A 24,444-nucleotide genomic window follows, 5' to 3' on the forward strand; every position below is an offset into this window, starting at 1 on the left:
GGGCTTCTACCTCCCCCTGTGGGGAGGTCGGACCGAAGGTCCGGGTGGGGGTGTGGCGCTGCAAGGGGGGATAAAAGGCACTACCCCTGCGACGGCCTGAACCGCGCCACCAACGTGTGGCTGTCTGCCGCGTAGGTAAAGCGGACTTGGGTGACCGGATGCTCGGCGCTCCAGGTCCGCCGCTCGACCACCAGGCACGGCGCGCCGGGCTCGATGTCGAGGGCATCGGCAATGTGCTGGTCGGCGGCAATGGCGCGGATACGATGTTCGGCTTCGCTCCAAGGCACGCGGCCGATCAGCCAGGGGCCGGGCGCGATATCAAGAAATTCCTCCTCGCCAGCCTCCACGACGGCGGTCAGATTGATCAGCCGCTGTTCGTGCGCGAACGGCCGCTGTCCGGCGAAATGCAGGCACTCCAGCGCCAACACCGGTCCTGCGCCGGTCAGCTCAAGCAGCGCGCGGTCCTCGGCGCTGCTGCGCCGCTTCAGCCGCGCCAGCCTTTCATAGCGATAGGGAAGTCCGAGCGCCTCGACCTCGATCCGGATGTCGTGGATCTCCAGCACCGCCGCCTGCGATTGCGGCCTGCGCACAAAGCTGCCCGAACGGCGGCGGCGCTCGATCAGGCCGGCCTTGGCCAGTTGCGACAGCGCCTTGTTCACCGTCATGCGCGAGCAATTGTATTCCGCCGTCAGCTCGTGTTCGAAGGGGATGCGGTGACCGGGCGCCCACGCGCCTGACAGGATTTTTTCGCTGATGTCGGACAGGATGCGCTGATGCAGCGAGCCGCCGCCTTCCACCGCCGCTGTTTCGATCAGGCTCATGCCGAAAGCGCCGTCATCACTTTGCGGAAGCGCTCGGCAATCGCCTCGCGCTTGGCATGCCTGCCGCCGCTGACCAGTTTTACGCCATGCACCCAGACGCAGTCGACCTTGGTGCCATTGGCGAAGATCCAGGCGTCCAGGATCGCGTCGCCCGCCTTTCCGGCCAGCGATGGATGATCTGCATCGAGCGAGACGAAATCGGCCGGACCGGCGGCAACAATCTGCGACGGACCGGCACCGAGCGCGGCGCTGCCGCCGTCGAGCGCCGCATCGAACAAGGCGCGCCCGGTCGAGCCGCCGGCGACCGCCAGCACATTGCGGGCGCGATGCGCAAGGCGTTGCGAATATTCGAGCTGCCTGAGCTCGTCGGGCAAGCCGATCAGCACATTGGAATCGGAGCCGACACCGAAGCGTCCGCCATGTTCTCGGAACAGCGGCGCGGCAAAGGTGCCGTCGCCGAGATTAGCCTCGGTGATCGGACACAGACCGGCGATGGCGCCGCTTTTGGCCATGCCGATTGTCTCGGTTTCGGTCATATGGGTGGCGTGTATCAGGCACCAGCGCCTGTCCACCCCGGCATTGGAGAGCAGCCATTCGACCGGGTGTGCGCCGGACCAGGCGAGGCAGTCCTCGACCTCTTTCACCTGCTCGGCGACGTGGATGTGGATCGGCCCGTCCGGCGCCATCGCCGCGACCGCGGCGAGTTCATCGGGGGGCGCGGCGCGCAGACTGTGTGGGGCGACGCCGACGACGGCTTGATTCAAAGTGCGAACACACTTCCGGCTTTTCTCAAGCAGGCGCGCGAACCGATCCACATCATTGATGAATCGCCGCTGGCCTTCATTGGGAGCAGCGCCACCGAAGGAGGAATGCGCGTAAAACACCGGCAGCAGCGTCAACCCGATGCCTGTCTCGCCGGCCGCCGCCGCGATGCGCTCGGCCATCTCGGCGATGTTGGCGTAGGGTTTTCCGTCGCGATCGTGGTGCAGATAGTGGAATTCGCCGACGCGCGAAAAACCGGCCTCCAGCATCTCGACATAGAGCTGCGCCGCGACCGCCTCGACCTGGTCGGGCGTCATCGACAGCGCGAAGCGATACATCACCTCGCGCCAACTCCAGAAACTGTCAGGGGAAGGGCCGCGCAATTCGGCAAGGCCGGCCATGCCGCGCTGGAAAGCATGGCTGTGCAGATTCGGTATGCCGGGAACCACGATGGCATGGCGCTCGTCACCGGTTTGCGGCGATGTACCTGGGTCGACTGTCACGATGCGGCCGTCAGCCAGCGATATCCTGACATTGCCGTGCCAGCTGTCGGGCAGCAGCGCCTGTTCCGCAAAGATCGCCGTCACGTTTTTCTCCGAATCCCGCTTTCCATTCACGATAGCACTTGCAGTGCGTTTCAATATGTATATACATAATCGCTATCCATTGAAACGGAAAAGATGATGGCGGCACAAATGAAAAGCCGGGCAGGGGGCCTTCACCTTTGGCGCAATGCGCGCCTGGCGACCTTGTCCGAAAACACGTCCGGACTTGGCATCGTCGAAAAGGGCGCGATCGCCGCGCGCGATGGTCAGATCGTCTATGCCGGCCCGGAAGCTGAGATGCCGTCGGGCCTCGCTCAAGGCGCCGAGAGCGTCGACTGCGAGGGCCGTTGGATCACGCCCGGCCTGATCGACTGCCACACGCATCTTGTTTATGCCGGCAACCGCGCCAACGAATTCGAGATGCGTCTGGCCGGCGCCACCTACGAAGAAGTCGCCAAAGCCGGTGGCGGCATTGTCTCCTCGGTCAAATCCCTGCGTGCCGCCAGCGAGGACGAACTGGTAGCCCAGACGCTGCCGCGCCTCGATGCGCTGATGGCGGAAGGCGTCACAACCGTAGAAATAAAGTCGGGCTATGGCCTCGATCTCGACAACGAGAAGAAGTCGCTGCGGGCGGCTCGGCAACTGGACAACAAGCACCCGGTGACAGTCCGCACCACCTGCCTCGCCGCCCACGCGCTGCCGCCAGAGGCAAAGGGCGACAAGGACGCTTTCATCGATCTGGTCGCCAAGGAAATCCTGCCTGCCGTCTCGGCCGAAGGCCTGGCCGATGCGGTCGACGGTTTTTGCGAAGGCATCGCCTTTTCGCCCGAGCAGATGGCACGTGTCTTCGACGCGGCCGGGGCGCTCGGCTTGCCCGTAAAACTCCACGCCGACCAGCTTTCCAACCTGCATGGCGCCGAGCTTGCTGCCCGCTATGGCGCGCTGTCGGCCGACCATCTCGAATACACCGATGAGGCCGGCGCGGCGGCAATGGCCAGGGCCGGTACCGTGGCGACGATCCTGCCCGGCGCCTATTATTTCATCCGCGAAACCAAGAAGCCGCCGATTGCCCTGTTTCGGCAGCATGGCGTGAAGATGGCCGTCGCCACCGACTGCAATCCTGGCACCTCGCCGCTGACCTCGCTGCTGCTGACCATGAACATGGCCGCGACCTTGTTCGGCCTGACGGTCGAGGAATGCCTTGCGGGAGTCACCCGCGAAGCGGCTCGCGCGCTCGGGCTGCAGCAAAAGACCGGCACCTTGGAGGCCGGCAAGTCCGCCGATCTCGCGATCTGGGACATCGAACGTCCGGCCGAACTCGTCTACCGCATGGGCTTCAACCCGCTGCATGCCCGCATCTGGAGAGGACAATGACTGAACTCGTTTTGAAGCCCGGCAATGCGACGCTTGCCGACTGGCGCGCCATCTATCGCGGCGCGGTGCCGAAACTCGACAATACCTGCCGGCCAAAAATCAAGGCCAGCGCCGAGGCCGTCGCAAGGATCGTCGCCAAGGGCGAGCCGGTCTATGGCATCAACACCGGCTTCGGCAAATTGGCCAGCGTCCGCATTCCCGCCGCCGACCTCGAGACGCTCCAGCGCAACATCGTGCTGTCGCATGCCGCAGGTGTCGGCGAGCCGATGCCGGTCGCTGTCACCAGGCTGATGATGGCGCTGAAGCTCGCCAGCCTGGCCCAGGGCGCTTCCGGCGTGCGGCCGCAGACCATCGAATTGCTGGAAGCCATGCTCGCCAATGACGTCATCCCGGTGGTGCCGGCGCAAGGTTCGGTCGGCGCTTCCGGCGACCTCGCGCCGCTGTCGCACATGACGGCGGTGATGATCGGCGTCGGCGAATGTTTTACGCCGCATGGCCGCTTCCCGGCCAAGGTCGCCTTCGTCTCGCACGGGCTGGAGCCGGTCATGCTCGGCGCCAAGGAAGGCTTGGCGCTGCTCAACGGCACGCAGTTCTCGACCGCCTATGCGCTGGCCGCTCTGTTCGAGGCCGAGGTCCTCTACCAGTCGGCTCTGGTCGCCGGCGCCCTGTCGACCGACGCCGCCAAGGGCTCCGACGCGCCCTTCGATCCGCGCATCCATCTCTTAAGAAAGCATCGCGGCCAGATCGAGACGGCAGACGCGCTGCGCAATCTGATGGCCGGCAGCGCCATCCGGGAATCGCATCGCGTCGGCGACGAGCGCGTGCAGGACCCGTATTGCCTGCGCTGCCAGCCGCAAGTGATGGGCGCCGCTCTGGCCGTGCTGCGTCAGGCCGCCGATACGCTGGGAACCGAAGCCAACGGCGTCACCGACAATCCGCTGATCTTCGCCGAGGACGACACCGCGCTCTCCGGCGGCAATTTCCACGCCGAGCCGGTGGCCTTCGCCGCCGACATGATCGCGCTCGCCGTCTGCGAGATCGGTTCGCTGTCGGAGCGCCGCATCGCCATGCTGGTCGATCCGGCGCTGTCGGGCATGCCGGCTTTTCTCACGCCGAAGCCGGGACTGAACTCCGGCTTCATGATCCCGCAGGTGACTGCGGCGGCCCTCGTTTCCGAGAACAAGCAGAAGGCTTACCCGGCCAGCGTCGATTCCATCCCGACCTCGGCCAACCAGGAAGACCACGTCTCGATGGCCGCCCATGGCGCGCGCCGGCTGATCGGCATGATCGAGAACGCGACGGCTGTCATCGGAATAGAATTGCTGGCCGCGGCCCAAGGTTGCGACTTCCATGCCCCGCTGCCATCGAGCGCGGCGCTGGAGGCGGTGCGCAAGCTGGTTAGGGCTGAGGTGCCGCATCTCGACAACGATCGCCACTTCCATCCCGACATGGAAAAGGCCATCGCGATGGTACGCAGTGGTGCAGCGGTGAAGGCGGCTGGTGAGGTTGCGCTGCCCGCGATCTCGGGAGCGGCATGATGGCCGACTGGCTCACGGTAACGCGCGGCACGGCGCCGCTGCTGGTTTCGATCCCACACACTGGCATCGATCTCGCCGGCTTAGAGAACCGGCTGGTGTCGCGCTGGCTCGGTCGTCGCGACTGCGACTGGTGGATCGACAATCTATATGACTTTGCCGCTGGCCTCGGCGCGACGGTCGTCCATACGGCCATCTCGCGCACCGTCATCGACGTCAATCGCGATCCCACCGGCGCCTCGCTCTATCCCGGCCAGGCGACGACCGGGCTCTGCCCGACCGAGACCTTCGATGGCGATCCGCTCTACCGCGAAGGCGAGGAGCCGGGACCGTCGGAGGTTGATGAGCGTCGCGAAAAGTACTTCGTGCCCTACCATGCGGCCTTGCAGGTAGAAATCGACCGGCTGCGCGGCCTGCACGGCAAGATCGTGCTCTACGATTGCCATTCGATCCGCTCGGTACTGCCGCGCCTGTTCGAGGGCACGCTGCCGGTGTTCAACCTAGGCACCAATGATGGCAAGAGCGCCGATGCTGGCTTGCAGGCGATGGTTGGCCAGATCATGGCCGAAACCGGCGAGACCTCTGTCGTCAACGGCCGCTTCAAGGGCGGCTGGATCACGCGCCATTTCGGCCAACCGCAAAACGGCGTCCATGCGCTGCAGATGGAACTCTCCAATCGCGGCTATATGCGCGAGCCCGAGGGCAAGGGCGCGCCGGACAATTGGCCGGTGCCCTACGATGTCGCGTTCGCCGCACCCATGGCCGCCACGCTGAAAAAGATCCTCGAAACCGCGATTGACTGGGCCGGGCGCTGACGCGCCGCCTTACTCGAAAGGGACAATGATGACCGATCCTCGCCACAACATCCGTGAAGTCCGCAGCCCGCGCGGCGCCGAGCTCAACGCCCGCACCTGGCTGACCGAAGCGCCGCTGCGCATGCTGATGAACAACCTCGACCCGGACGTTGCCGAAAACCCCAACGAACTGGTCGTCTATGGCGGCATCGGTCGTGCCGCGCGCACCTGGAACGATTTCGACCGCATCGTCGCTTCACTGAAGACGCTCGGCGAGGACGAGACGCTGCTGGTCCAGTCCGGCAAGCCGGTCGGCGTCTTCCGCACGCATCCGGATGCGCCCCGCGTACTGATCGCCAATTCCAACCTGGTTCCGCATTGGGCGACCTGGGAGAAGTTCAATGAGCTCGATAAGAAGGGCCTCATGATGTACGGCCAGATGACGGCCGGCTCCTGGATATATATCGGCACGCAAGGCATCGTGCAGGGCACCTACGAGACCTTCGTCGAGGCCGGCCGCCAGCATTATGGCGGCAATCTCAATGGCAAGTGGATCCTGACCGGCGGCCTTGGCGGCATGGGCGGCGCCCAGCCGCTGGCAGCCGTCATGGCCGGCGCCTGCTGCCTCGCCGTCGAGTGCGATCCCGACCGCATCGATTTCCGTCTGCGCACCCGCTATGTCGACGAGCGCGCCGATACGCTCGACGAGGCTCTGGAAAAGATCGAGCGCTGGACCAAGGCGGGGGAGGCGAAGTCGGTCGGCCTGGTCGGCAATACCGCCGACATCGTGCCGGAACTGGTGCGGCGCGGCGTGCGCCCCGACATGGTCACCGACCAGACCTCTGCGCATGACCCGCTGAACGGCTATTTGCCCAAGGGCTGGACGCTGGCCGAATGGCGTGAGAAGCGTACCAGCGATCCGAAGGCGGTTGAGAAGGCGGCTCGCGCGTCGATGCGCGAGCATGTCGAGGCGATGGTGGCGTTCTGGAACGCCGGCGTGCCGACGCTCGACTACGGCAACAACATCCGCCAGGTGGCCAAGGAAGAAGGCTTCGAGAACGCCTTTGCCTTCCCCGGTTTCGTGCCCGCCTATATCCGCCCGCTGTTCTGCCGCGGCATCGGTCCGTTCCGCTGGGCGGCGCTTTCTGGCGATCCCGAAGACATATACAAGACCGACGCCAAGGTGCGCGAACTCACACCCGGCAACACCCATTTGCACAACTGGCTGGACATGGCGCGCGAGCGCATCGCCTTCCAGGGTCTGCCGGCGCGCATCTGTTGGGTCGGCCTCGGCGACCGCCACCGACTCGGCCTCGCCTTCAACGAGATGGTGGCCAAGGGCGAGCTCAAGGCGCCTGTCGTCATCGGCCGCGATCATCTCGATTCCGGCTCGGTTGCTTCGCCCAACCGCGAGACGGAAGCGATGAAGGACGGCTCCGACGCCGTGTCCGACTGGCCGCTGCTCAACGCACTGCTCAACACCGCCTCCGGCGCCACCTGGGTGTCGCTGCACCATGGCGGCGGCGTCGGCATGGGCTTCTCGCAGCATTCAGGCATGGTCATCGTTGCCGACGGCACGCGTGAAGCTGCCAGACGCCTGGAACGGGTGTTGTGGAACGACCCGGCGACCGGCGTCATGCGCCACGCCGATGCCGGCTACGACATCGCTGTTGACTGCGCCAAGCAGCACCAGCTCAACCTGCCGGGCATTTTGGGGTGAGAAATGTCCGGCCGCAGGCAGGCGAAAAGCCGCAGGATCGGCTTTTCGAGTTTCGAACGCCCGTTGCCATAGCGGAGGGCTGAGCGGTGCGCATCCTTCGTGCCGCCGACTATCGCGTCATGCCGTGGAAGAACGGCGGCGGCACGACGACCGAAATCGCCGTCTCGCCTGAGGGCGCCGGGCTCGATGATTTCGACTGGCGCGTCTCGATGGCGCGCGTCGAGGCCGGCGGGTCTTTCTCCAGCTTTGCCGACGTCGACCGCACTTTGGCCGTGCTGGAAGGCGAGGGCATCATCCTCAATATCGCCGGTCAGGCCCCGAAGGAACTGACGGGCACAACCGCCCCGTTTTCCTTCCCGGCCGACGTGCCGACGGGAGCATCGCTGATCGCCGGGCCGATCACCGATCTCAACGTCATGACGCGCCGCACCCGCATGACTCACACTATCGAGCGGCTGTTGATTTCCACCGTGACCGACGTTCCGTCGGCTGCCGATGCGACGCTCATCCTGTGCCTCGACGGCGAACTCGCGGTGCACAGCGCCGCGTCGGCGTGCCTGGGTCCGCTGGATGCGGTTCTGCTGAGGCAGGGTGCCTCAAGGCTTCGCCTGGAGCCCGCCGGTGCGGTGGCTCTGTTCGTCGTCCACATCGGCCGTGTTCCCGGAAATGGTTAACGCCTGTCTCCAAACATGATCGCGCCGCCGGCGAAATATCGCGTAAGCTGTTGCCCGTACCACGAAAAAGCCTGAATCCGATCAAATCCGAATGGGTGCGAGGGGCGCTCATCCGGAAGTTGTCGAGAGACGGCGCCCCGTCTCGCGCGGAAACAACATTTCGGCCAATGTCGCTATGCAACCAATTGCATTTGAATCGGTTTTAGGGACATTGCCGTGGCGTGGACGCCGCATCGCGCCCGCTATACGGAATTTTCAATGAACATACAGACGAACCCCGCCAAGATCGAAAAGACGAGCGCCGCCTTTCCGGCCATTACGGAAGAGCCGATCCGCTCCAATTTCCTGCCAGAGGACCGCCTGCGTGCGCTGGGCAGCGGCCTTGCCGAAGGCGAAGTTGGGGACCTATTCGGGCTGACGCCGTTCGAATTCCAGGCCCGTATCCGCGACAGCGCGAAACGGATTCTCGAAGTCTACCGCTCGACCAATGCCGCGCAGGCGAAGGGCGAAACCATCACGCCGGCCGCGCAATGGCTGCTCGACAACAACTATCTGGTCGAGGAGACGATCTTCCAGGTCAAGCGCGATCTGCCGCGCCGCTTCTATCGCCAGTTGCCGACCCTGAAACTGGCCGACGGCACCAGTGTACCGCGCGCTTTGGCGGTGGCCTGGACCTATGTCGCGCATTCCGACAGCTCGGTCTCGGCGACCATGTTCAAGTCGATCGTCGAAGGTTTCCAGTCGGTCGAGCCGCTGAAGATCGGCGAGCTCTGGGCGCTGCCATCGCTGCTGCGCTTCGTGTTGATCGAAAACCTTCGCCGCATCGCCGTGCGCGTCAACCGCACCAGGCAGATGCGCCAGATCGCCAACGAGGTCGCCGACCGCGTGCTGGCGACCGACGACAATGCCGACCGCCAGGCGATCCTGTCGCACTACGTTACCCATGCGCAGGACACCACCTTCGCCACCCAGCTGCTCTACCGTCTGCGCGACGGTTCGCAGAATGCCGGCCGGGCGCTGGAATGGCTGGAGGGCGAGCTCGAGAAGACCGGCTCCGACGCCGAGGAAATCATCATCTCGGAGCACCACACGCTGTCCAGCGGCAATGTCACCACGGGCAACATCATCCGCGGCCTGCGCCTGATCAACGACGTCGACTGGACGGTGTGGTTCGAAGGCGTCAGCCGCATCGACACGCTGCTGCGCGAGCGCACCGATTTCGCCGGGCTCGACTTCTTCTCGCGCGACCAGTACCGCACCGCGATCGAGGAACTGGCGCGCCGCTCCGAGCTGTCCGAATACCGCGTCGCCGAGAAGGCGATCGAGCTTGCCGGCCATGTATCCGGCGCCGACGCCACCGAGAGTGCGGCGCATACGGATGTCGGTTTCTTCCTCGTCGGCCCGCGCCGGTTGGAGCTGGAAAGGGCGATCGGCTACCGGCCGACCGTCAGCGTCACCGTCAAGCGGACCTTTGCCAGCACCGGCTGGCTGGGCGTCGTCGTGCCGGTGTTTGGGCTGACCGTCCTGCTTCTGGCGCTCGCCGGCAATGCGCTCACCCATCTCGGCCTGTCGGTGCCGTCGATCGTGCTGATGCTGGCGCTGTTCGCGGTGCCGGCCAGCGAGGGCGCGCTCGCCTTCTTCAACACCGTCGTGTCGCTGTTCCTGAAGCCGACGCGGCTCGTCGGCTACGACTACAAGCACGGCGGCGTGCCGCCCGAGGCGCGCACCCTGGTCGTGGTGCCCTCGCTGATCGGCTCGCGCGACGATGTCGAGGAGAACATCCGCAACATCGAGGTGCACTACCTCGCCAACACGGCGGACGAAATCCGTTTCGCGCTGCTTTCGGACTGGCCGGACTCCAAGACAGAGATCGACGCCGCCGACATCGAAATCCTGCAATACGCCCGCGATGAGATCGCCCGGCTCAACGCCCGCCACCCTTCGGAAGGCGCGCCGCGTTTCTATGTCCTGCACCGGCGCCGGCTCTACAACGCCGCGCAAGGCTGCTGGATGGGCTGGGAGCGCAAGCGCGGCAAGCTGCACGAATTGAACCTTCTTCTGCGCGGCGACAGCGACACCACCTTCCTGCCGCTCGACGTGCCGTTGCCGGAAAACGTCGTCCATGTGATGACGCTCGACGCCGATACGCGCACCACGCGCGATGCCGTCGCCACCTTGGCCGGCAAGCTCAGCCATCCGCTCAACCGGCCGCATTTCGATGCGGCCAAGCGCCGTGTCATCGCCGGCTACACCATCCTGCAGCCGCGCATCACCGCCTCGTTGACCAGCGGCGACGACGCCTCGTTCTTCCAGCGGATTTTCTCCGCTAATCGCGGCCTCGACCCTTACGTCTTTGCCGTTTCGGACGTCTACCAGGACGTCTTCGGCGACGGCTCCTTCACCGGCAAGGGCCTCTACCATGTCGATGCCTTCGAGGCGGCGCTGAAGGGCCGCATCGAGGAGAACACCATCCTCAGCCATGACCTGCTCGAAGGCGCGCTGGCGCGCTCGGCTCTTGTCACCGATGTCGAACTGGTCGAGGACTATCCGACCCGCTATTCGGTCGATGCTTCCCGCCATCACCGCTGGGCGCGTGGCGACTGGCAGTTACTCAGCTTCATCTTCAATCCGCGCTCCGGCGTGCCGGCGCTGTCGCGCTGGAAGATGGTCGACAATCTGCGCCGCTCGCTGACGCCGATCTTCTGGGTGATGGCGGCGGTCGCCGGCTGGACGCTGCTGCCCTTCACGCAGGCCGCGCAATGGCAGGCGCTGTTGATCCTCAGCCTGTTCATGGCGCCGACCTTCGACATCGTCAACGGCATCCTGCCGAAGAGCGGCGACCAGACGCCGCGCGGCCATTTCTCGGCGCTGGCGCGCGACACCGTCTTCGGCACGGCCCTGGTGGCGCTCAAGATCCTGTTGATGGCGCATAATGCCTGGATGATGGGCGACGCGATCGTGCGTACGGTCTACCGCTTGTTCGTCAGCCGGCATAACCTGCTCGAATGGCGCACCGCATCGCAGGCGCACAAGAGCGGCGGCAGCGATCTCGGCGCCTATTACGGCATGATGTATGGCGCCGTGATCATCGGCGTCGTCGGCCTCGCCATTCCAGTGCTCGCCGATTCCACCGGCGCCTTCGTCGCCTTCTTCTTCGCGATTTTCTGGATCGGCTCGCCGGCGGTGGCCTGCTGGATCAGCCGCTCGGCCGAGACCGAGGACCGGCTGCGCATCTCGGCTGCCGACATCCATACGCTGCGCACGGTGGCGCGGCGCACTTGGCATTATTTCGAGACCTTCGTCACCGCCGAGCACCACAATCTGCCGCCCGACAATTTCCAGGAGAGCCCGGCGCCGGTGGTGGCGCCGCGCACCTCGCCGACCAATATCGGCGTCTACCTGCTGTCGGTGGTTTCGGCGCGCGATTTCGGCTGGATCAGCCTGTCCGACGCCATCACCCGCATCGATGCGACGATGGCCACCATCGAGAGCATGCCGCGCGATCGCGGCCATCTCTACAACTGGTACGACACCACGACGCTGAAGCCGCTCTATCCGCTTTACATCTCGGCCGTCGACAGCGGCAACCTCGCCGGACATCTGGTGGCGGTGGCTGCCGCCTGCGCCGAATGGGCGGAAGCGCCTTCCGTGCATCTGCAGGGCGATTTCGAAGGCATTCTGGACACGGTGACCATCCTCGACGAGAGCCTCGAGGAATTGCCCGACGACCGCCGCCAACTCAGGCCGCTGCGCCAGCGGCTGGCCGACCGCCTCGACGGCATGCGGCGCGCGGTGATGACCATCAAGGCACAGCCCGAGATGGCGTCGATCCGCACCATCAACCTTGCCGTGCTCGCCGGCGAGATCCGCAAGCTTGCCGTTGCCATCCACACGGAGGCCGCGTCGCCGCGCAGCGACGTGATCGCCGATTGGGCGGCGAGGCTGGAGGCCACTTGCGAGGCCCACGTTCATGACTCGCATAATGACGAGAATGCCGTCGAAACCTTGCGCGCCAGGCTCCTGGCGCTGCGCGAGCGCACGCGCCGCTACGCCTTCGAGATGGATTTCTCCTTCCTGATGCGGCAGGAGCGCAAGCTCCTGTCGATCGGCTACCGGGTCGAGGAACACCAGCTCGACGAAAGCTGCTACGACCTTCTCGCCTCCGAGGCGCGGCTGACCAGCCTGTTCGCCATCGCCAAGGGCGACCTGCCGACCGAGCACTGGTTCCGGCTTGGCCGGCCGATCGTCGAGATCGGTTTCCAGGGCGCACTGATGTCCTGGTCGGGCTCGATGTTCGAGTATCTGATGCCGCCGCTGGTGATGAAGGAACCGCAAGGCTCGATCCTCAACCAGACTAGCAAGCTGATCATCAAGCGCCAGATCCATTACGCTCGCTCGAAGAATGTGCCGTGGGGGATTTCGGAAGCGGCCTACAACGCGCGCGACCGCGAGCTGACCTACCAGTACACCAATTTCGGCGTGCCCGGGCTCGGCCTGAAGCGCGGCCTCGGCCAGAACACGGTGATCGCGCCTTACGCGACGATCCTGGCGGCGCAGTTCACACCGCGCGAATCCGTGCAGAACCTGGCCAGGCTGAAGGCCATCGGCGCGCTTGGCCGGCATGGCTTTTACGACGCTGTCGATTTCACGCCGCAGCGCGTGCCTGAAGGCGCCGACCACGCCGTCGTGCTGAACTACATGGCTCACCATTCGGGCATGTCGATCGCCGCCGTCGCCGACGCCATCTTCGAAGGCCGGCTGCGCGACCGCTTCCACAGCGACCCGGTGATCGAGTCGGCCGAACTCCTGCTGCAGGAGAGGGCGCCGCGCGACATCCCGACCGCCACCGTCAGGACGGAGGCCGACGAGCGCTCGAAGGACGAGACCGAGACCGAGAGCCCGGACACACGCATCATCCTCGATCCGGCGCGCGCGCTGCGCTCGACCAACGTGATGTCCAACGGCCGCTATTCGGTAATGGTCACCGCCACTGGCTCGGGCTACAGCCGCTTTGGCGAGCTTGCCGTCACCCGCTGGCAGCCGGACCCGACCGAGGACCGGCTCGGCTCCTACGTGTTCCTGCGTGATGCCGGCACCGGAGACTGGTGGTCGGCGACGTCAGAGCCGAGGCGCGCCGAGAACGAGCGTGTCCAGACGCTGTTTTCCGACGACAAGGCAAGTTTCATCAAATCCGTGGGATCGCTGCGTTCGGAGGTCGAATGCATCGTCATCTCGGAAGGCAATGGCGAAGGCCGTCGCGTCACGCTCTACAATGACGGCGCCGTCGACCGGCACATCGAGGTGACTTCGTTCGCCGAACTGGTGCTGGGCAACGAAGCCTCGGACTATGCCCATCCGGCCTTCTCGAAAATGTTCGTCGAGACCGAGATCGCGCCCAACAAGGGCGCCATCTTTGCCACCAGGCGCAAGCGCGAGAAGAACGAACCCGACCTCACCATGGCGCATTTCGTCACCGATCCTTCGGGGCCGGCGCGCGATGCCGAGGCCGAGACCGACCGGCGCGCCTTCATCGGCCGCGGCCGCACCATCGTCGATGCGGCTGCCTTCGATCCCGGCGCCAAGCTCGGCGGCCATTCCGGCTTCACGCTGGATCCGGTCGCGGCCCTTCGCCGGCAGGTGCGCGTTCCCGCCAACAAGAAGATCTCGCTGACCTTCTGGACCGTCGTCGGCGCCAGCCGCGCCGAACTCGACGAAGCCATTGCCAGGCTCGACCATCCGGAAAGCTTCGCCCGCCAGGCGATGCTCGCCTGGACCCGCAGCCAGGTGCAGACCCGCCATCTCGGCCTCAGCCTGACCGATGCCGCCAATGTGCAGAAGCTGGCGCGCTATCTGGTCTATCCTGATCCGTTCCTGCGCCTGCCGGCCGAATCCATCGCGTCTGGGCTCGGCAAGCAGTCCAGCCTGTGGCCGACCAGCATCTCCGGCGACTTCCCGATCTTCCTGGTCCGCATCGGTGATGTCGCCGATTTGGAGATCGTCGCCCAGGCGCTGCGCTTCCAGGAATATATGCGCGCCCGCGGCATGATGATCGACTTCGTCGTCGTCAACGAGCAGGCGTCCTCCTATGTGCAGGACCTGCAGCGGGCGGTCGAGACGCTCTGCGAAAACGCCCGCCTGCGCGGCAAGGAGCTCGGCCCGCGCCAGCACATCTTCGCCGTGCGCCGCGACCTGATGGACGAGGCCACCTACAAGACCTTGCTGGCCGTCGCCCGCGTCGTGCTGCATACGCGCAACGGCACCATCTTCGACCAGATCGAGCGCGCCGAGGCGGCGGCGCTGCAGGCGCGTGATGCCCTGCTGCCGGCGCCGGGCGCGGCGGGCCCTCGCGAGCCATCGCTGCCGGCACCGGCCTTCATGGCGCGCCCCTCAGCGGAAAGCAGCGCCGACGGCAGCGGCCTAAACCTCTGGAACGGCTTTGGCGGTTTCGACGGCGACGGCCGCCACTACGTCACCCGTTTGACCGGCCACCGCACGACGCCGCAGCCCTGGATTAACGTCATCTCCAACGCCTCGTTCGGCTTCCACGTCTCGGCCGAGGGTGCGGCCTTCACCTGGAGCCGCAACAGCCGCGACTACCAGCTGACGCCATGGTCGAACGATCCGGTCTCGAACCGGCCGAGTGAGGGTATCTATATCTACGACCACGCCAGCGGCAAGGCATTCTCGCCGACGGCCGCCGTGCTGCGCGATCCCGCCATGACCTATGAAACATGGCACGGGCAAGGTTTTTCGACCTTCCGCTCGAAGCGCGGGCCGCTGTCGATGGACCTGACGCATGTGGTGGACCCGGATGATCCGGTGAAGATCACCCGGCTGCGCATCCAGAATTCTGGCTCGGTGTCGGCGCGGCTGCGCATCTATGCCTATACCGAATGGGTGCTTGGCAGCCATCGCTCGCGCACGGCGGCGACCATCGTGCCCGCGCGGGACGTGGCCACAGGCGCACTGCTGGCGAAAAATCCCTATGGGCTCGATTTCAGCGAGCGGGTGGCCTTCATGGCCGCCGGCGGTCTGGTGCATTCGGTGACGGCCGACCGTGGCGAGTTCATCGGCAGGCACGGCAGCAGCGAGTATCCGCAGGCGGTGCTGGCCGGGGCCAACCTGTCCGACCGCGTCGAGGCCGGTGACGATCCCTGCGCCGCGATCGCCAGCGACGTCGACATCCCTGCCGGCGGCGACGTGACGCTGTTCTGGCTGCTCGGCGACGCGGCCTCGGCCGAGGAGGCGAGCGCGCTTGTGCAGACCCATCGCGGCAAGGATTTCGACCAGCGGCTGGCCGACAATGAGCGCGTCTGGCGTGGCTTCCTGGACACCATCCAGGTCGAAACGCCCGACAAGGCGCTCGACGCCATGGTCAACCACTGGCTGCCCTACCAGAGCCTTGCCTGCCGCATCCGAGCGCGGTCCGCCTTCTACCAGGCAAGCGGCGCCTTCGGCTTCCGCGACCAGCTGCAGGACACGCTGGCGCTTTTGGCGCATGATCCGAAGCTGGCGCGCGACCAGATCCTCAACGCGGCGCGCCGGCAGTTCCCCGAGGGCGACGTGCAGCACTGGTGGCTGCCGCGCACCGACGCCGGTGTGCGCACGATGATCTCGGACGACGTGGTCTGGCTCGCCCACGCCACCAGCCGCTACATCGACGTCACCGGCGATGCCGGCATCCTGAAGGAGCAGTTGCCTTTCATCGACGGGCAGGAGCTCGGCGAAGGCGAGCACGATGCCTTCTTCACGCCGGAGATTTCCAAGAACCACGCCTCGCTCTACGACCACTGCGCGCGGGCGCTCGATCTTGCCATCAAGCGCAGCAGCCCCGCCGGCCTGCCGCTGATCCTCGGCGGCGACTGGAACGACGGCATGAACCGCGTCGGCGAAGGCGGCAAGGGCGAGAGCGTCTGGCTGGGCTGGTTCCTGCTGAAGACGCTGGGCGACTTCACTGCCGTTGCCAAGACGCAGGGCGACACCAAGCGCGCCCAGACCTGGACAAAGCACGCCGACGCGCTGAAGCGGGCGCTGGAAAGCACCGCCTGGGACGGCCAATGGTATCGGCGTGGCAGCTTCGACGATGGCAGCCCGCTCGGCTCTCACAACTCCGCAGAGTGCAAGATCGACTCCATCGCCCAGTCGTGGAGCGTGCTCTCGGGCGAGGGCGATCCGGCGCGTTCGACCACCGCCATGCAGCAGGCGACGAAGATGCTCGTCGACGACGATCTCAAGATCGTCAAGCTGTTCACACCGCCCTTCTCCAGGACCGACAAGGACCCGGGCTACATCAAGAGCTACCCGCCGGGCGTGCGCGAGAACGGCGGCCAGTACACCCACGCCGCGACATGGTTCGTCATCGCGCTTGCCGAGATGGGCCGCACCGACGATGCCTACCGCTGCTTCTCGATGCTGAACCCGGTCAACCACGCCCCCGATGAGGCTGCCGCCGAGCACTACCGGGTCGAGCCCTATGTCGTGGCGGCCGATATCTATGCCGGCGAAGGCAAGGGCGGTCGTGGCGGCTGGACCTGGTACACCGGCTCGGCCGGCTGGCTTTACCGGGCTGCGGTCGAGGGCATTCTGGGCATCGAGCGGCGCGGCAAGCAGATCACGTTCCGGCCGAAACTTCCCGGCCATTGGGACGGCTATGCGGCGACGCTCAAGATGCTGGAGGCCGAGGTCAAGGTTCGTGTCATCCGCGACAAAAAGGCCAAATCCATTTCGCTCGAGGTCAATGGAACCAAGACAAAATCCTCGTCCTTTGAGCCGAAAGCCGGCGACAAGACCGAGGTGGTTGTCAGGATACCTGCGTGAAATCAAAGGCTTGAAGCACTATCTGCACGTCCTCCGGGGCGTGCAGTACTCTCTCGTCGTTATTTGCCGATGATCTTGGCGAATGGGCAGTTCAGCCTATTAGGTTCAGCTACGCAAGCTGCCGGTGATTAAAAATGTGGCAGCGCTTCGGCGCTGCCATGATTTTGCCGCAAGGCTGACATTTCACCTTTTATCTCAAACCGTTAGGTGATCACGACAGATTTCGCAGCGTCGTCATCTTTTGTTCGCGAATTGGGAACGGAAGAGGTAGACGGGCATTGTTTTGCGACACGTTAACCGGTACGTGTCAAGAAATGGTGCGGTGCACAATAAAATTTTTGGCGGAGTAGCTGAAGTGTCACTTCTGCAAATCTACTGGAGAGCGCTGGGTTATCTCGCGGCCGACAGAAAGCGCGTCGCGCTGATCTGCGGCGCGAACGTTGCGCTTGCCATTATCGCCATCCTCGAGCCGATCATGTTCGGACGGGTGATCGATGCCATCTCCGAGCATGGCTCGGTGTTCTCGACGCTGGGATTGTGGGCCGGCCTCGGCGCGTTCAACATCGTCGCCTTCGTGCTGGTGGCGCGCGGTGCCGACCGTTTCGCCCATAAGCGGCGCAGCGAAGTTCTGTGCCAGTCGTTCGAGCGCGTGATCACCATGCCGCTCGCCTGGCATCACCAGCGCGGCACCTCCAATTCGCTCCACACGCTGCTGCGCGCGGTGGAGACCCTGTTCAGCCTGTGGCTCGAATTCATGCGCCAGCATCTGTCGACGGCTGTCGCCCTGGCGCTGCTGATCCCGACCGCGCTCAGCATGGACGTTCGCATGTCGATGGTGCTGCTTGCCCTCGGCGCGCTCTATGTCGGCATCGGCCGGCTGGTCATGCGCCGCACCAAGGCAGGCCAGGCAGCGGTCGAGCGGCACTACCACACGGTGTTCGCGCATGTGACCGACTCCGTCAGCAACGTCGCCGTGCTGCAGAGCTACAACCGCATCGGCCATGAGACCGAGGCGCTGAAGCGCTACGTTAAGAACCTGCTTGATGCACAGAACCCGGTGCTCGACTGGTGGGCCATCGCCAACGCGCTGCACCGCCTGTCGTCGACCATCTCGATGATGATCGTGCTCTTGATCGGCGCCTATCTGGTAACCCATGGCCAGCTGCGCATCGGTGACGTCATCGCCTTTACCGGCTTCGCCACGCTGCTGATCGCCCGTCTCGACCAGATGTCGGCCTTCGCCAACCAGATCTCCGAGGCCCGCGCCAAGCTCGAGGACTTCTACCGTCTCGAGGACTCAGCCGCCGAAACCGCCGAGCCCGACGGTCTGCGCGACCTCGTCAATGTCACCGGTCACGTCCGTTTCGAGCATGTCGGCTTCGAGTTCGCCAATTCCGGCCAGGGTGTCGACGACGTGTCGTTCGAAGTCCAGGCCGGCCAGACGGTCGCCATCGTCGGCCCGACAGGTGCCGGCAAGACCACGCTCATCAACCTGCTGCAGCGCGTGTTCACGCCGTCCAACGGCCGCATCCTGATCGACGGCATCGATACCCGCTCGGTGACCCGCAAGTCGCTGCGCCATTCGATTGCCACCGTGTTCCAGGACGCCGGCCTGCTGAACCGCTCGATCGAGGACAACATCCGCGTCGGCCGCGCCGAGGCGACCTATGACGAGGTGCACGCCGCCGCCAGTGCCGCCGCCGCGCAGGATTTCATCCTGTCGAAGAGCTCCGGCTACGACACGGTCGTCGGCGAGCGTGGCGGACAGCTTTCGGGCGGCGAGCGCCAGCGCATCGCCATCGCCCGCGCCGTGCTCAAGGATGCGCCGATCCTGGTCCTCGACGAGGCCACCAGCGCGCTCGACGTCGAGACCGAGGACCGCGTCAAGGAAGCCATCGACGAACTGCGCCGCGACCGCACCACCTTCATCATCGCCCACCGCCTGACCACGGTCCGCGACGCCGACCTGGTCGTGTTCATGGACAAGGGCAGGGTGGTCGAGTTCGGTGGTTTCGCGGAGCTGTCGCTCCGCAACGGCCGCTTCGCCAGCCTGCTGCGTGCCGGCGGCTTGCTCAACGACGAAGAGGTTCGCCGCCTCAGCCGCACTGTGCAGCAGCAGGAAGAAGCCGCCTGATCCGGGGCGGCTCTTACCGTCCCCATAGCGCCTGCGACAACCCACTCGATTGCCCCAAACACGCCGCCGGTCTATGTAAGGCCGCATGAGCGACACCACCTCACGCCTCACCGGCTGGATGGATCTGGCCAACCCGACGCGCTTCGTCGGGCTGGCCGACAGGCTCGTGCCGTGGCTGGCTTCGGTCGCCGCGATCCTGCTCGCTGCCGGACTCTATATGAGCTTCGCAGCACCTGAGGATTTCCAGCAGGGCATCACCGTGCGCATCATGTACATTCACGTGCCTTTCGCCTGGCTCGCCATGATGTGCTACACGCTGATGGCGATCTCAGCGTTGGGCACGCTGGTCTGGCGCCATCCGCTGGCCGACGTGGCGCTGAAATCGGCGGCTCCGATCGGCGCCGTCTTTACAGCACTTGCGCTGATCACAGGTTCCATCTGGGGCAAGCCGATGTGGGGTACCTGGTGGGTGTGGGACGCGCGACTAACCTCGGTCTTCGTGCTGTTCCTGATGTATCTCGGCATCATCGCACTGACCCGGGCACTCGATGACGCAAGCCGCGCCGCCTGGGCCGCCGCTATCATCACGCTGGTCGGCTTCATCAACATCCCGATCATCAAATTCTCGGTCGACTGGTGGAACACGCTGCACCAGCCGGCATCGGTGTTCCGGATGGGCGGCTCGGCCATCGATCCCTCGATGTTGCGGCCGCTGCTGGTGATGGCGCTCGGCTTCACCGTGCTGTTCTTCGCCCTACACCTGATGGCGATGCGCACGGAGATCCGCCGCCGCCGGGTCATCTCGATGCGCCGTGTGGCGGCAAGACAGACTAACTGACCTCAGCCTCGGATCGGCGACTGCTCCTCACCCCATCCGACCTCGCGCCGCTACCGGCAGCGTATCCAGCACATTGTCACCATCGATCAGATGCACCTGGTCGAACAGGTTCGTCACCACGCAGCAATGGTCGGGCACGACGCGCACGCGTTCGCCGATGCGCAGCCTTGCATCGCCCGAAAGCGTGACATTGCCGTGCTCTTCGCTGAGGCCTGTGACCCTGGCGCCGGCAACGCCCAGCAACTCGCCGAAATCGGCGAGCCCCAGCGTGTCGTTGGAGAGTGCCTTGCTGCCGGCATCGAGAATGGCGCGCGCCGGCGTCGGGTGGCTGACCACCGTCGACAGCACCGTCAGCGCGCAATCGTCGAGGCTGCCGACGCCTTTGGCGACCTGGTAGCGGTCGAGATAGATGTAGGTGCCGGGACGGTATTCGGTGACGACGCTGTCCTCGCCCGAGCGCCATATATCGGGCGTGCCGCCGCTGGAGATGCGCTCGCAGGCGAGGCCCGCCGCCGCCAGCGCTTGTTTGGCATCTACGAGCCACGCCTCGGCCTGCGCTGCGCGACCCGCCGCCGGATAGGTCATCAACCCGCCGAAGGCGAGCCCCTTGGCCTTGTCGATCTCTTGCGCCAGCGCGACCGCTTCGTCGGCCGTCTGCACGCCGCAGCGGCCCATGCCGGTGTCGCATTCGACCAGCACCGGCAGAGGGTGGCCGGCATCGGTGAAGGTGGCGGCGAGCCCGTCCAGCGTTTCCCTGCTGTCCGATGTCACCGACAGCGTCACGCGGCCGTGCATTGCCTTCAGGCGCTCCAGCTTGGCGCGCCCGAGAATATTGTAAGGGAGAAAAATATCGGTCAGCCCGGCATCGGCCATCACCTCTGCCTCGCCGATCTTCTGGCAGGTGATGCCGACCGCGCCAGCCGCGACCTGCTTCTTCGCCCAGTAGGGCAGCTTGTGGGTCTTGATATGCGGCCTGAGTTTTAAACCGTGGCGGTCGGCATGTGCCTGCGCCCTGGCAATATTGGCTTCGGCGCGGGCGGCGTCGATGAGGATCGCCGGCGTATCGAGGTCGTCTAGGCTGCGCATGGGATTGTCACCTTGGGAATTTGCCTGGACTTATGGCCCCGATCGGTCCGGATGTCATGAGGCCAGCATAGAGTTTGCGTCGACACCGGATCGGTGTTCGGCTATGCGCTGTAGGCGCCGCCTGAAGAAGGGATCACGACCATGAAACGCTCCACCATCAACGACATCATCCGCGACGCCGACGCCTTCATCCGCTCGTTCGGCTACATCATGCCGCCCTTCGCCTATTGGAGCCCGGAAGAGATGAAGGCGCGCAAGGCCGACTCCGCGGCCATTTTCAGCTCGCGCCTTGGTTGGGACATCACCGACTACGGCCAGGAGAAGTTCGACGAACTCGGCCTGTTCCTGTTCACCGTGCGCAACGGCGTTTACGCGGACATGAAAAAGGGCATGGGCATGCTCTATGCGGAGAAGATCATGATCTCGCGCAAGGACCAGCTGTCGCCGATGCATCGCCACAACATCAAGGCCGAGGACATCATCAACCGCGGCGGTGGCAAGCTGGTGCTGGAACTGTTCATGCATGATCGCGACGGCGGTATCGATCCGAAGGCCGAGGTGTCGGTGCCTGTCGACGGAACCATCCACAGACTGCCGGCCGGCGGGCTGCTGAAGCTCGATCCGGGCCAGAGCGTCACCCTGCTGCCCGGCGTCTGGCACGCCTTCTGGGCCGAGGGCAAGGACGTGCTGATCGGCGAGGTCTCGACCGTCAATGACGACCTCACCGACAACGTCTTCCGCGAACCGATCGGCCGTTTCTCCAACATCGACGAAGACGTGGCGCCGCTGCACCTCCTGGTGTCGGATTACGAGAAGTGGGTGGGTTAGGGTAGGACGTAGATTGCGCTCTCTCAAATTATTCCAGATAGCGCTCTAATATTAGAAAGCCAATTGCCGTCGCTGTCTATGATGGCTTTCGATACATATACACTTCTTCTGTTCCCGATTAATTCCTTGGTGCATTGAGATATGAGATATCGTGCAGTTTTTTTATAGATCCGAATCAGGTTCTTGGGCGGCTGTATGTGCGCTCCGCTCTTTGTGATGAAAAAACTCGTGTATCCAATCGCAAGGTAAAAATAGGGACCAACATCTGTAATAAATCTTCTTAAGGTTATCTTGATGTGTCCGTCTCCACGCAATTCTTTAAATGAATACCACTCAACGTCGCCATTGTTGTAGATCTCTATCTCTGGGTCGTCGACGGCGAATGAAGGATGCTTCAACGCGATCGAAGCTCTCTCTTTGGCCGCAATTTCTGCAATGGAACTAATCGACAGATAGCGAACGTTGGTTCTGTCAAAAATATCGTATCCAATTTTTGAGCCGGAGTTAATCAAGCCATGGAGTAATTCTTGATATTGTTCCTCCGTGATCACAAATTCGGACGAAGCCATATTTACCTGTACACCCGCTAACGAATTTTGAGTCAAGCCTGTCGAAGCAGTTTCTCTAATTCTGAACTCCGAGACTTCTCCGTTTTACCGCGCATGTTTATCCGCCTTGCGGTTCCCGAGCAGCAGCTTGCGTTCCAGATGTGCCCTGAGCTCTCCGTAATAGGCGGTGAGGAAGGCCCTTGAATCCGGCGCCTGCGGCGCGGCACCGATCTTGCGCCCGATCGTCTCCGCCACCGCCCTTAGCGCGAAATAGTCGTCGCGGCGCAGCACCTCTTCCAGCTTGTGCAGTTCGGCGATGCCATAGGCGTCGAGCTGGGCCGGGCTGAAATGGAAGCCGTCGGCGACCGGATCTTGCCGCAGCGACAGGTCCTCGACCAGCGCCAGCTTCGGCACTTCGACCACCCAGGTGCCGGCCAGCAGATCGCCGATGCGCAGGCGGTCGCGGTTGAAGATTGGGAAGAGCGCGAACAGCAGCGCCCATACCAGCCCGAAGATCGTCGTCAGCGTATCGGCGACGCCCGCCCCTCCGCGCCCGGCGAGGATGGACAGCGGCAGGAAGATTTCGATCTCGCGCATCAGATTGCGCGCGATCACCTGATCGATCGTGAGGCCCGCGCCGCTGCGCGAGGCGACCCGAATGCCGACGATCAGCTTGCCGGGCGTCGCGGCGCGCCGGCCTGCCTCGAAGGCGATGAAATAGGCATTGCGCAGCAGGAAGATCAGGATGATCCAGACGATGAAGAGCGGCTGCAGCTCGTGCTCGCCAAGGCCTCTCAACCCGAACAGCGCGACGATCGTGATCACCACCGCCGCAGTGGAGATGATCACGACATCGAGCAGGAAGGCTGAAGCCCGCGTACCGGCGTCGGCAAGCCTGACCCTGAGATCGACACCCTCCGGCGTGATCAGCGGTCGTGCCGCTACAAAGGCAGCGCGTCTAGCCATGGCGCACCAACCGGAACAGGTAGAAATAGGCGCTCCATAGCGCCAGCATGCCGCCGCCTATGGCATAGCGCACGCCATCGCTGGTGATCGTCTGCCGGCCGATGCCTTCGAGCAGGCCGGCAAACAAAAGCATTACCACGACGCCGACCATGGCGGTCGCGGCCACCCGCCCGGCCTGGGCGGCGGCGGCCATGCGGGGCAGTTCGCCGGGAAAGGCGATGCGCGTTCCGATGCGGATGCCGGCGGCGCCCGCCAGCGCGATCGCGAATATCTCAGTTGTGCCGTGGATGGAGAGCCAGCCGCCAAGCTCGAAGCCCAGGCCCTTGGCTGCATAAATCTGGAATATCGCGCCTAGCATGCAGCCGTTCATCAGGATGAGCAGCACGCTGGGCACGGCAAAGGCGAAGCCCAGCGCGAAGGCCAGGATTGCCACCTGCGTATTGTGGGTGAAAAGATAGGCGGCGAAGCTCGACAGGAATTCGCTGCTGGCGCCGTCATAAAGCACGCTGCGCAGCATCTCGGCCGACGAATCCGGATTGCGGCCGCCGGCAAGGCCCGGGGCGATGATGGCGTCGTACCAACCCTTGTCGGACGCCACCAGCCAATAGCCGGCGCCAGCGCCGATCGCCGTCAGCCCGACAGACACCAGCGTCTCGCGCCACAGGTCGCGAATGGCATGCGGCCAGTCATGCAGGAAGAAATCGGCGATGCGCTGCCGCAGGCCGCGCCGCGCGCCATAGAGGTAGAAATAGCCGCGCAGGCAGAGCGATTCGAGATAGGAGACCAGGGCATTGTCGAGCGATGTCGCCCGCGCCACCGACAGCGAAGACAGCGCCGACCGGTAAAGCAGGGGCAGCGACAGCAATTCCTCTTCCGACAGCGCGCGCGGCGCCCGTTTCTCGACACGCGCCAGCAGCGCTTCGAAGGCCTTCCAGTCGGCCTCGCGCTCCTGGCGGAAGCTGGCCAGCGACTGGCGTACCGCGTTGGTGCCAGCTTGCATCG

Annotated in this window: 15 protein-coding genes; 9 read left to right on the forward strand and 6 right to left on the reverse strand. The window is 64.6% G+C overall.

Annotated features, from left to right (window positions below):
* Nucleotides 1–80: 80 nt before the first annotated feature.
* Nucleotides 81–821, reverse strand: a complete 741-nt coding sequence (hutC, locus tag D3227_RS18790; RefSeq protein ID WP_120015794.1) for a histidine utilization transcriptional repressor HutC — start codon at nt 819–821, stop codon at nt 81–83.
* A complete protein-coding gene (locus tag D3227_RS18795) occupies nt 818–2,170 on the reverse strand; it encodes a formimidoylglutamate deiminase (protein ID WP_120015921.1) in 1,353 nt (450 codons plus the stop codon). Before D3227_RS18795 ends, hutC begins: the two co-directional genes overlap by 4 nt.
* A 96-nt stretch (nt 2,171–2,266) precedes the next feature.
* Here D3227_RS18795 and hutI point away from each other — a divergent pair, with 96 nt between their 5' ends.
* The 8 genes from hutI (at nt 2,267) to D3227_RS18835 (ending at nt 20,014) form a co-directional block, all read left to right on the forward strand.
* Nucleotides 2,267–3,502 carry an imidazolonepropionase gene (hutI, locus tag D3227_RS18800; protein ID WP_120015922.1) on the forward strand — a complete coding sequence of 412 codons (1,236 nt, stop codon included), beginning with the start codon at nt 2,267–2,269 and terminating at the stop codon, nt 3,500–3,502.
* Nucleotides 3,499–5,040 (forward strand): histidine ammonia-lyase, encoded by a 1,542-nt coding sequence (gene hutH, locus D3227_RS18805; protein WP_120015796.1) that lies wholly within the window; start codon nt 3,499–3,501, stop codon nt 5,038–5,040. Before hutI ends, hutH begins: the two co-directional genes overlap by 4 nt.
* A complete protein-coding gene (gene hutG, locus D3227_RS18810; RefSeq protein WP_120015799.1) occupies nt 5,037–5,852 on the forward strand; it encodes an N-formylglutamate deformylase in 816 nt (271 codons plus the stop codon). The genes hutH and hutG overlap by 4 nt, the downstream gene beginning before the upstream one ends.
* 25 nt (nt 5,853–5,877) lie before the next feature.
* Nucleotides 5,878–7,551: a urocanate hydratase gene (gene hutU / locus D3227_RS18815; RefSeq protein WP_208646392.1), complete on the forward strand. Its 1,674-nt coding sequence runs from the start codon at nt 5,878–5,880 to the stop codon at nt 7,549–7,551.
* An 86-nt stretch (nt 7,552–7,637) separates the two neighbouring features.
* Nucleotides 7,638–8,225 carry a HutD/Ves family protein gene (locus tag D3227_RS18820; protein ID WP_120015801.1) on the forward strand — a complete coding sequence of 196 codons (588 nt, stop codon included), beginning with the start codon at nt 7,638–7,640 and terminating at the stop codon, nt 8,223–8,225.
* 258 nt (nt 8,226–8,483) lie between these two features.
* The gene (locus D3227_RS18825; RefSeq protein WP_120015803.1) at nt 8,484–17,042 is read left to right on the forward strand and encodes a glycoside hydrolase family 94 protein; all 8,559 of its coding nucleotides are present in this window, start codon (nt 8,484–8,486) and stop codon (nt 17,040–17,042) included.
* Nucleotides 17,043–17,397: 355 nt separating this feature from the next.
* Nucleotides 17,398–19,176 carry a glucan ABC transporter ATP-binding protein/ permease gene (locus tag D3227_RS18830; RefSeq protein WP_120015805.1) on the forward strand — a complete coding sequence of 593 codons (1,779 nt, stop codon included), beginning with the start codon at nt 17,398–17,400 and terminating at the stop codon, nt 19,174–19,176.
* Between the two features lie 85 nt (nt 19,177–19,261).
* A complete protein-coding gene (locus tag D3227_RS18835) occupies nt 19,262–20,014 on the forward strand; it encodes a heme ABC transporter permease (RefSeq protein ID WP_120015807.1) in 753 nt (250 codons plus the stop codon).
* Nucleotides 20,015–20,041: 27 nt separating this feature from the next.
* Here D3227_RS18835 and D3227_RS18840 read toward each other — a convergent pair whose 3' ends face one another.
* On the reverse strand, nt 20,042–21,100 hold the full coding sequence (locus tag D3227_RS18840) for a D-TA family PLP-dependent enzyme (protein WP_120015808.1): 1,059 nt from the start codon (nt 21,098–21,100) through the stop codon (nt 20,042–20,044).
* A gap of 141 nt (nt 21,101–21,241) precedes the next feature.
* On the opposite strand from D3227_RS18840, the gene D3227_RS18845 reads away from it, so the two are divergent.
* Nucleotides 21,242–21,928, forward strand: a complete 687-nt coding sequence (locus D3227_RS18845) for a D-lyxose/D-mannose family sugar isomerase (protein ID WP_120015810.1) — start codon at nt 21,242–21,244, stop codon at nt 21,926–21,928.
* A 23-nt stretch (nt 21,929–21,951) separates the two neighbouring features.
* Here D3227_RS18845 and D3227_RS18850 read toward each other — a convergent pair whose 3' ends face one another.
* The 3 genes from D3227_RS18850 to D3227_RS18860 all read right to left on the reverse strand — a co-directional run bounded on the left by D3227_RS18850 (nt 21,952) and on the right by D3227_RS18860 (nt 24,442).
* Nucleotides 21,952–22,497, reverse strand: coding sequence for a hypothetical protein (locus D3227_RS18850; RefSeq protein ID WP_120015812.1), 546 nt, complete (start codon nt 22,495–22,497; stop codon nt 21,952–21,954).
* Nucleotides 22,498–22,581: 84 nt separating this feature from the next.
* Entirely contained in the window at nt 22,582–23,442 is an 861-nt protein-coding gene (locus D3227_RS18855) for an RDD family protein (protein WP_120015814.1), read from the reverse strand.
* Nucleotides 23,435–24,442, reverse strand: a complete 1,008-nt coding sequence (locus tag D3227_RS18860) for a stage II sporulation protein M (protein ID WP_245451796.1) — start codon at nt 24,440–24,442, stop codon at nt 23,435–23,437. The genes D3227_RS18855 and D3227_RS18860 overlap by 8 nt, the downstream gene beginning before the upstream one ends.
* Between the last annotated feature and the right edge of the window lie 2 nt (nt 24,443–24,444).

This window comes from Mesorhizobium waimense, from assembly GCF_003601975.1.
Classification (GTDB): domain Bacteria; phylum Pseudomonadota; class Alphaproteobacteria; order Rhizobiales; family Rhizobiaceae; genus Mesorhizobium; species Mesorhizobium waimense.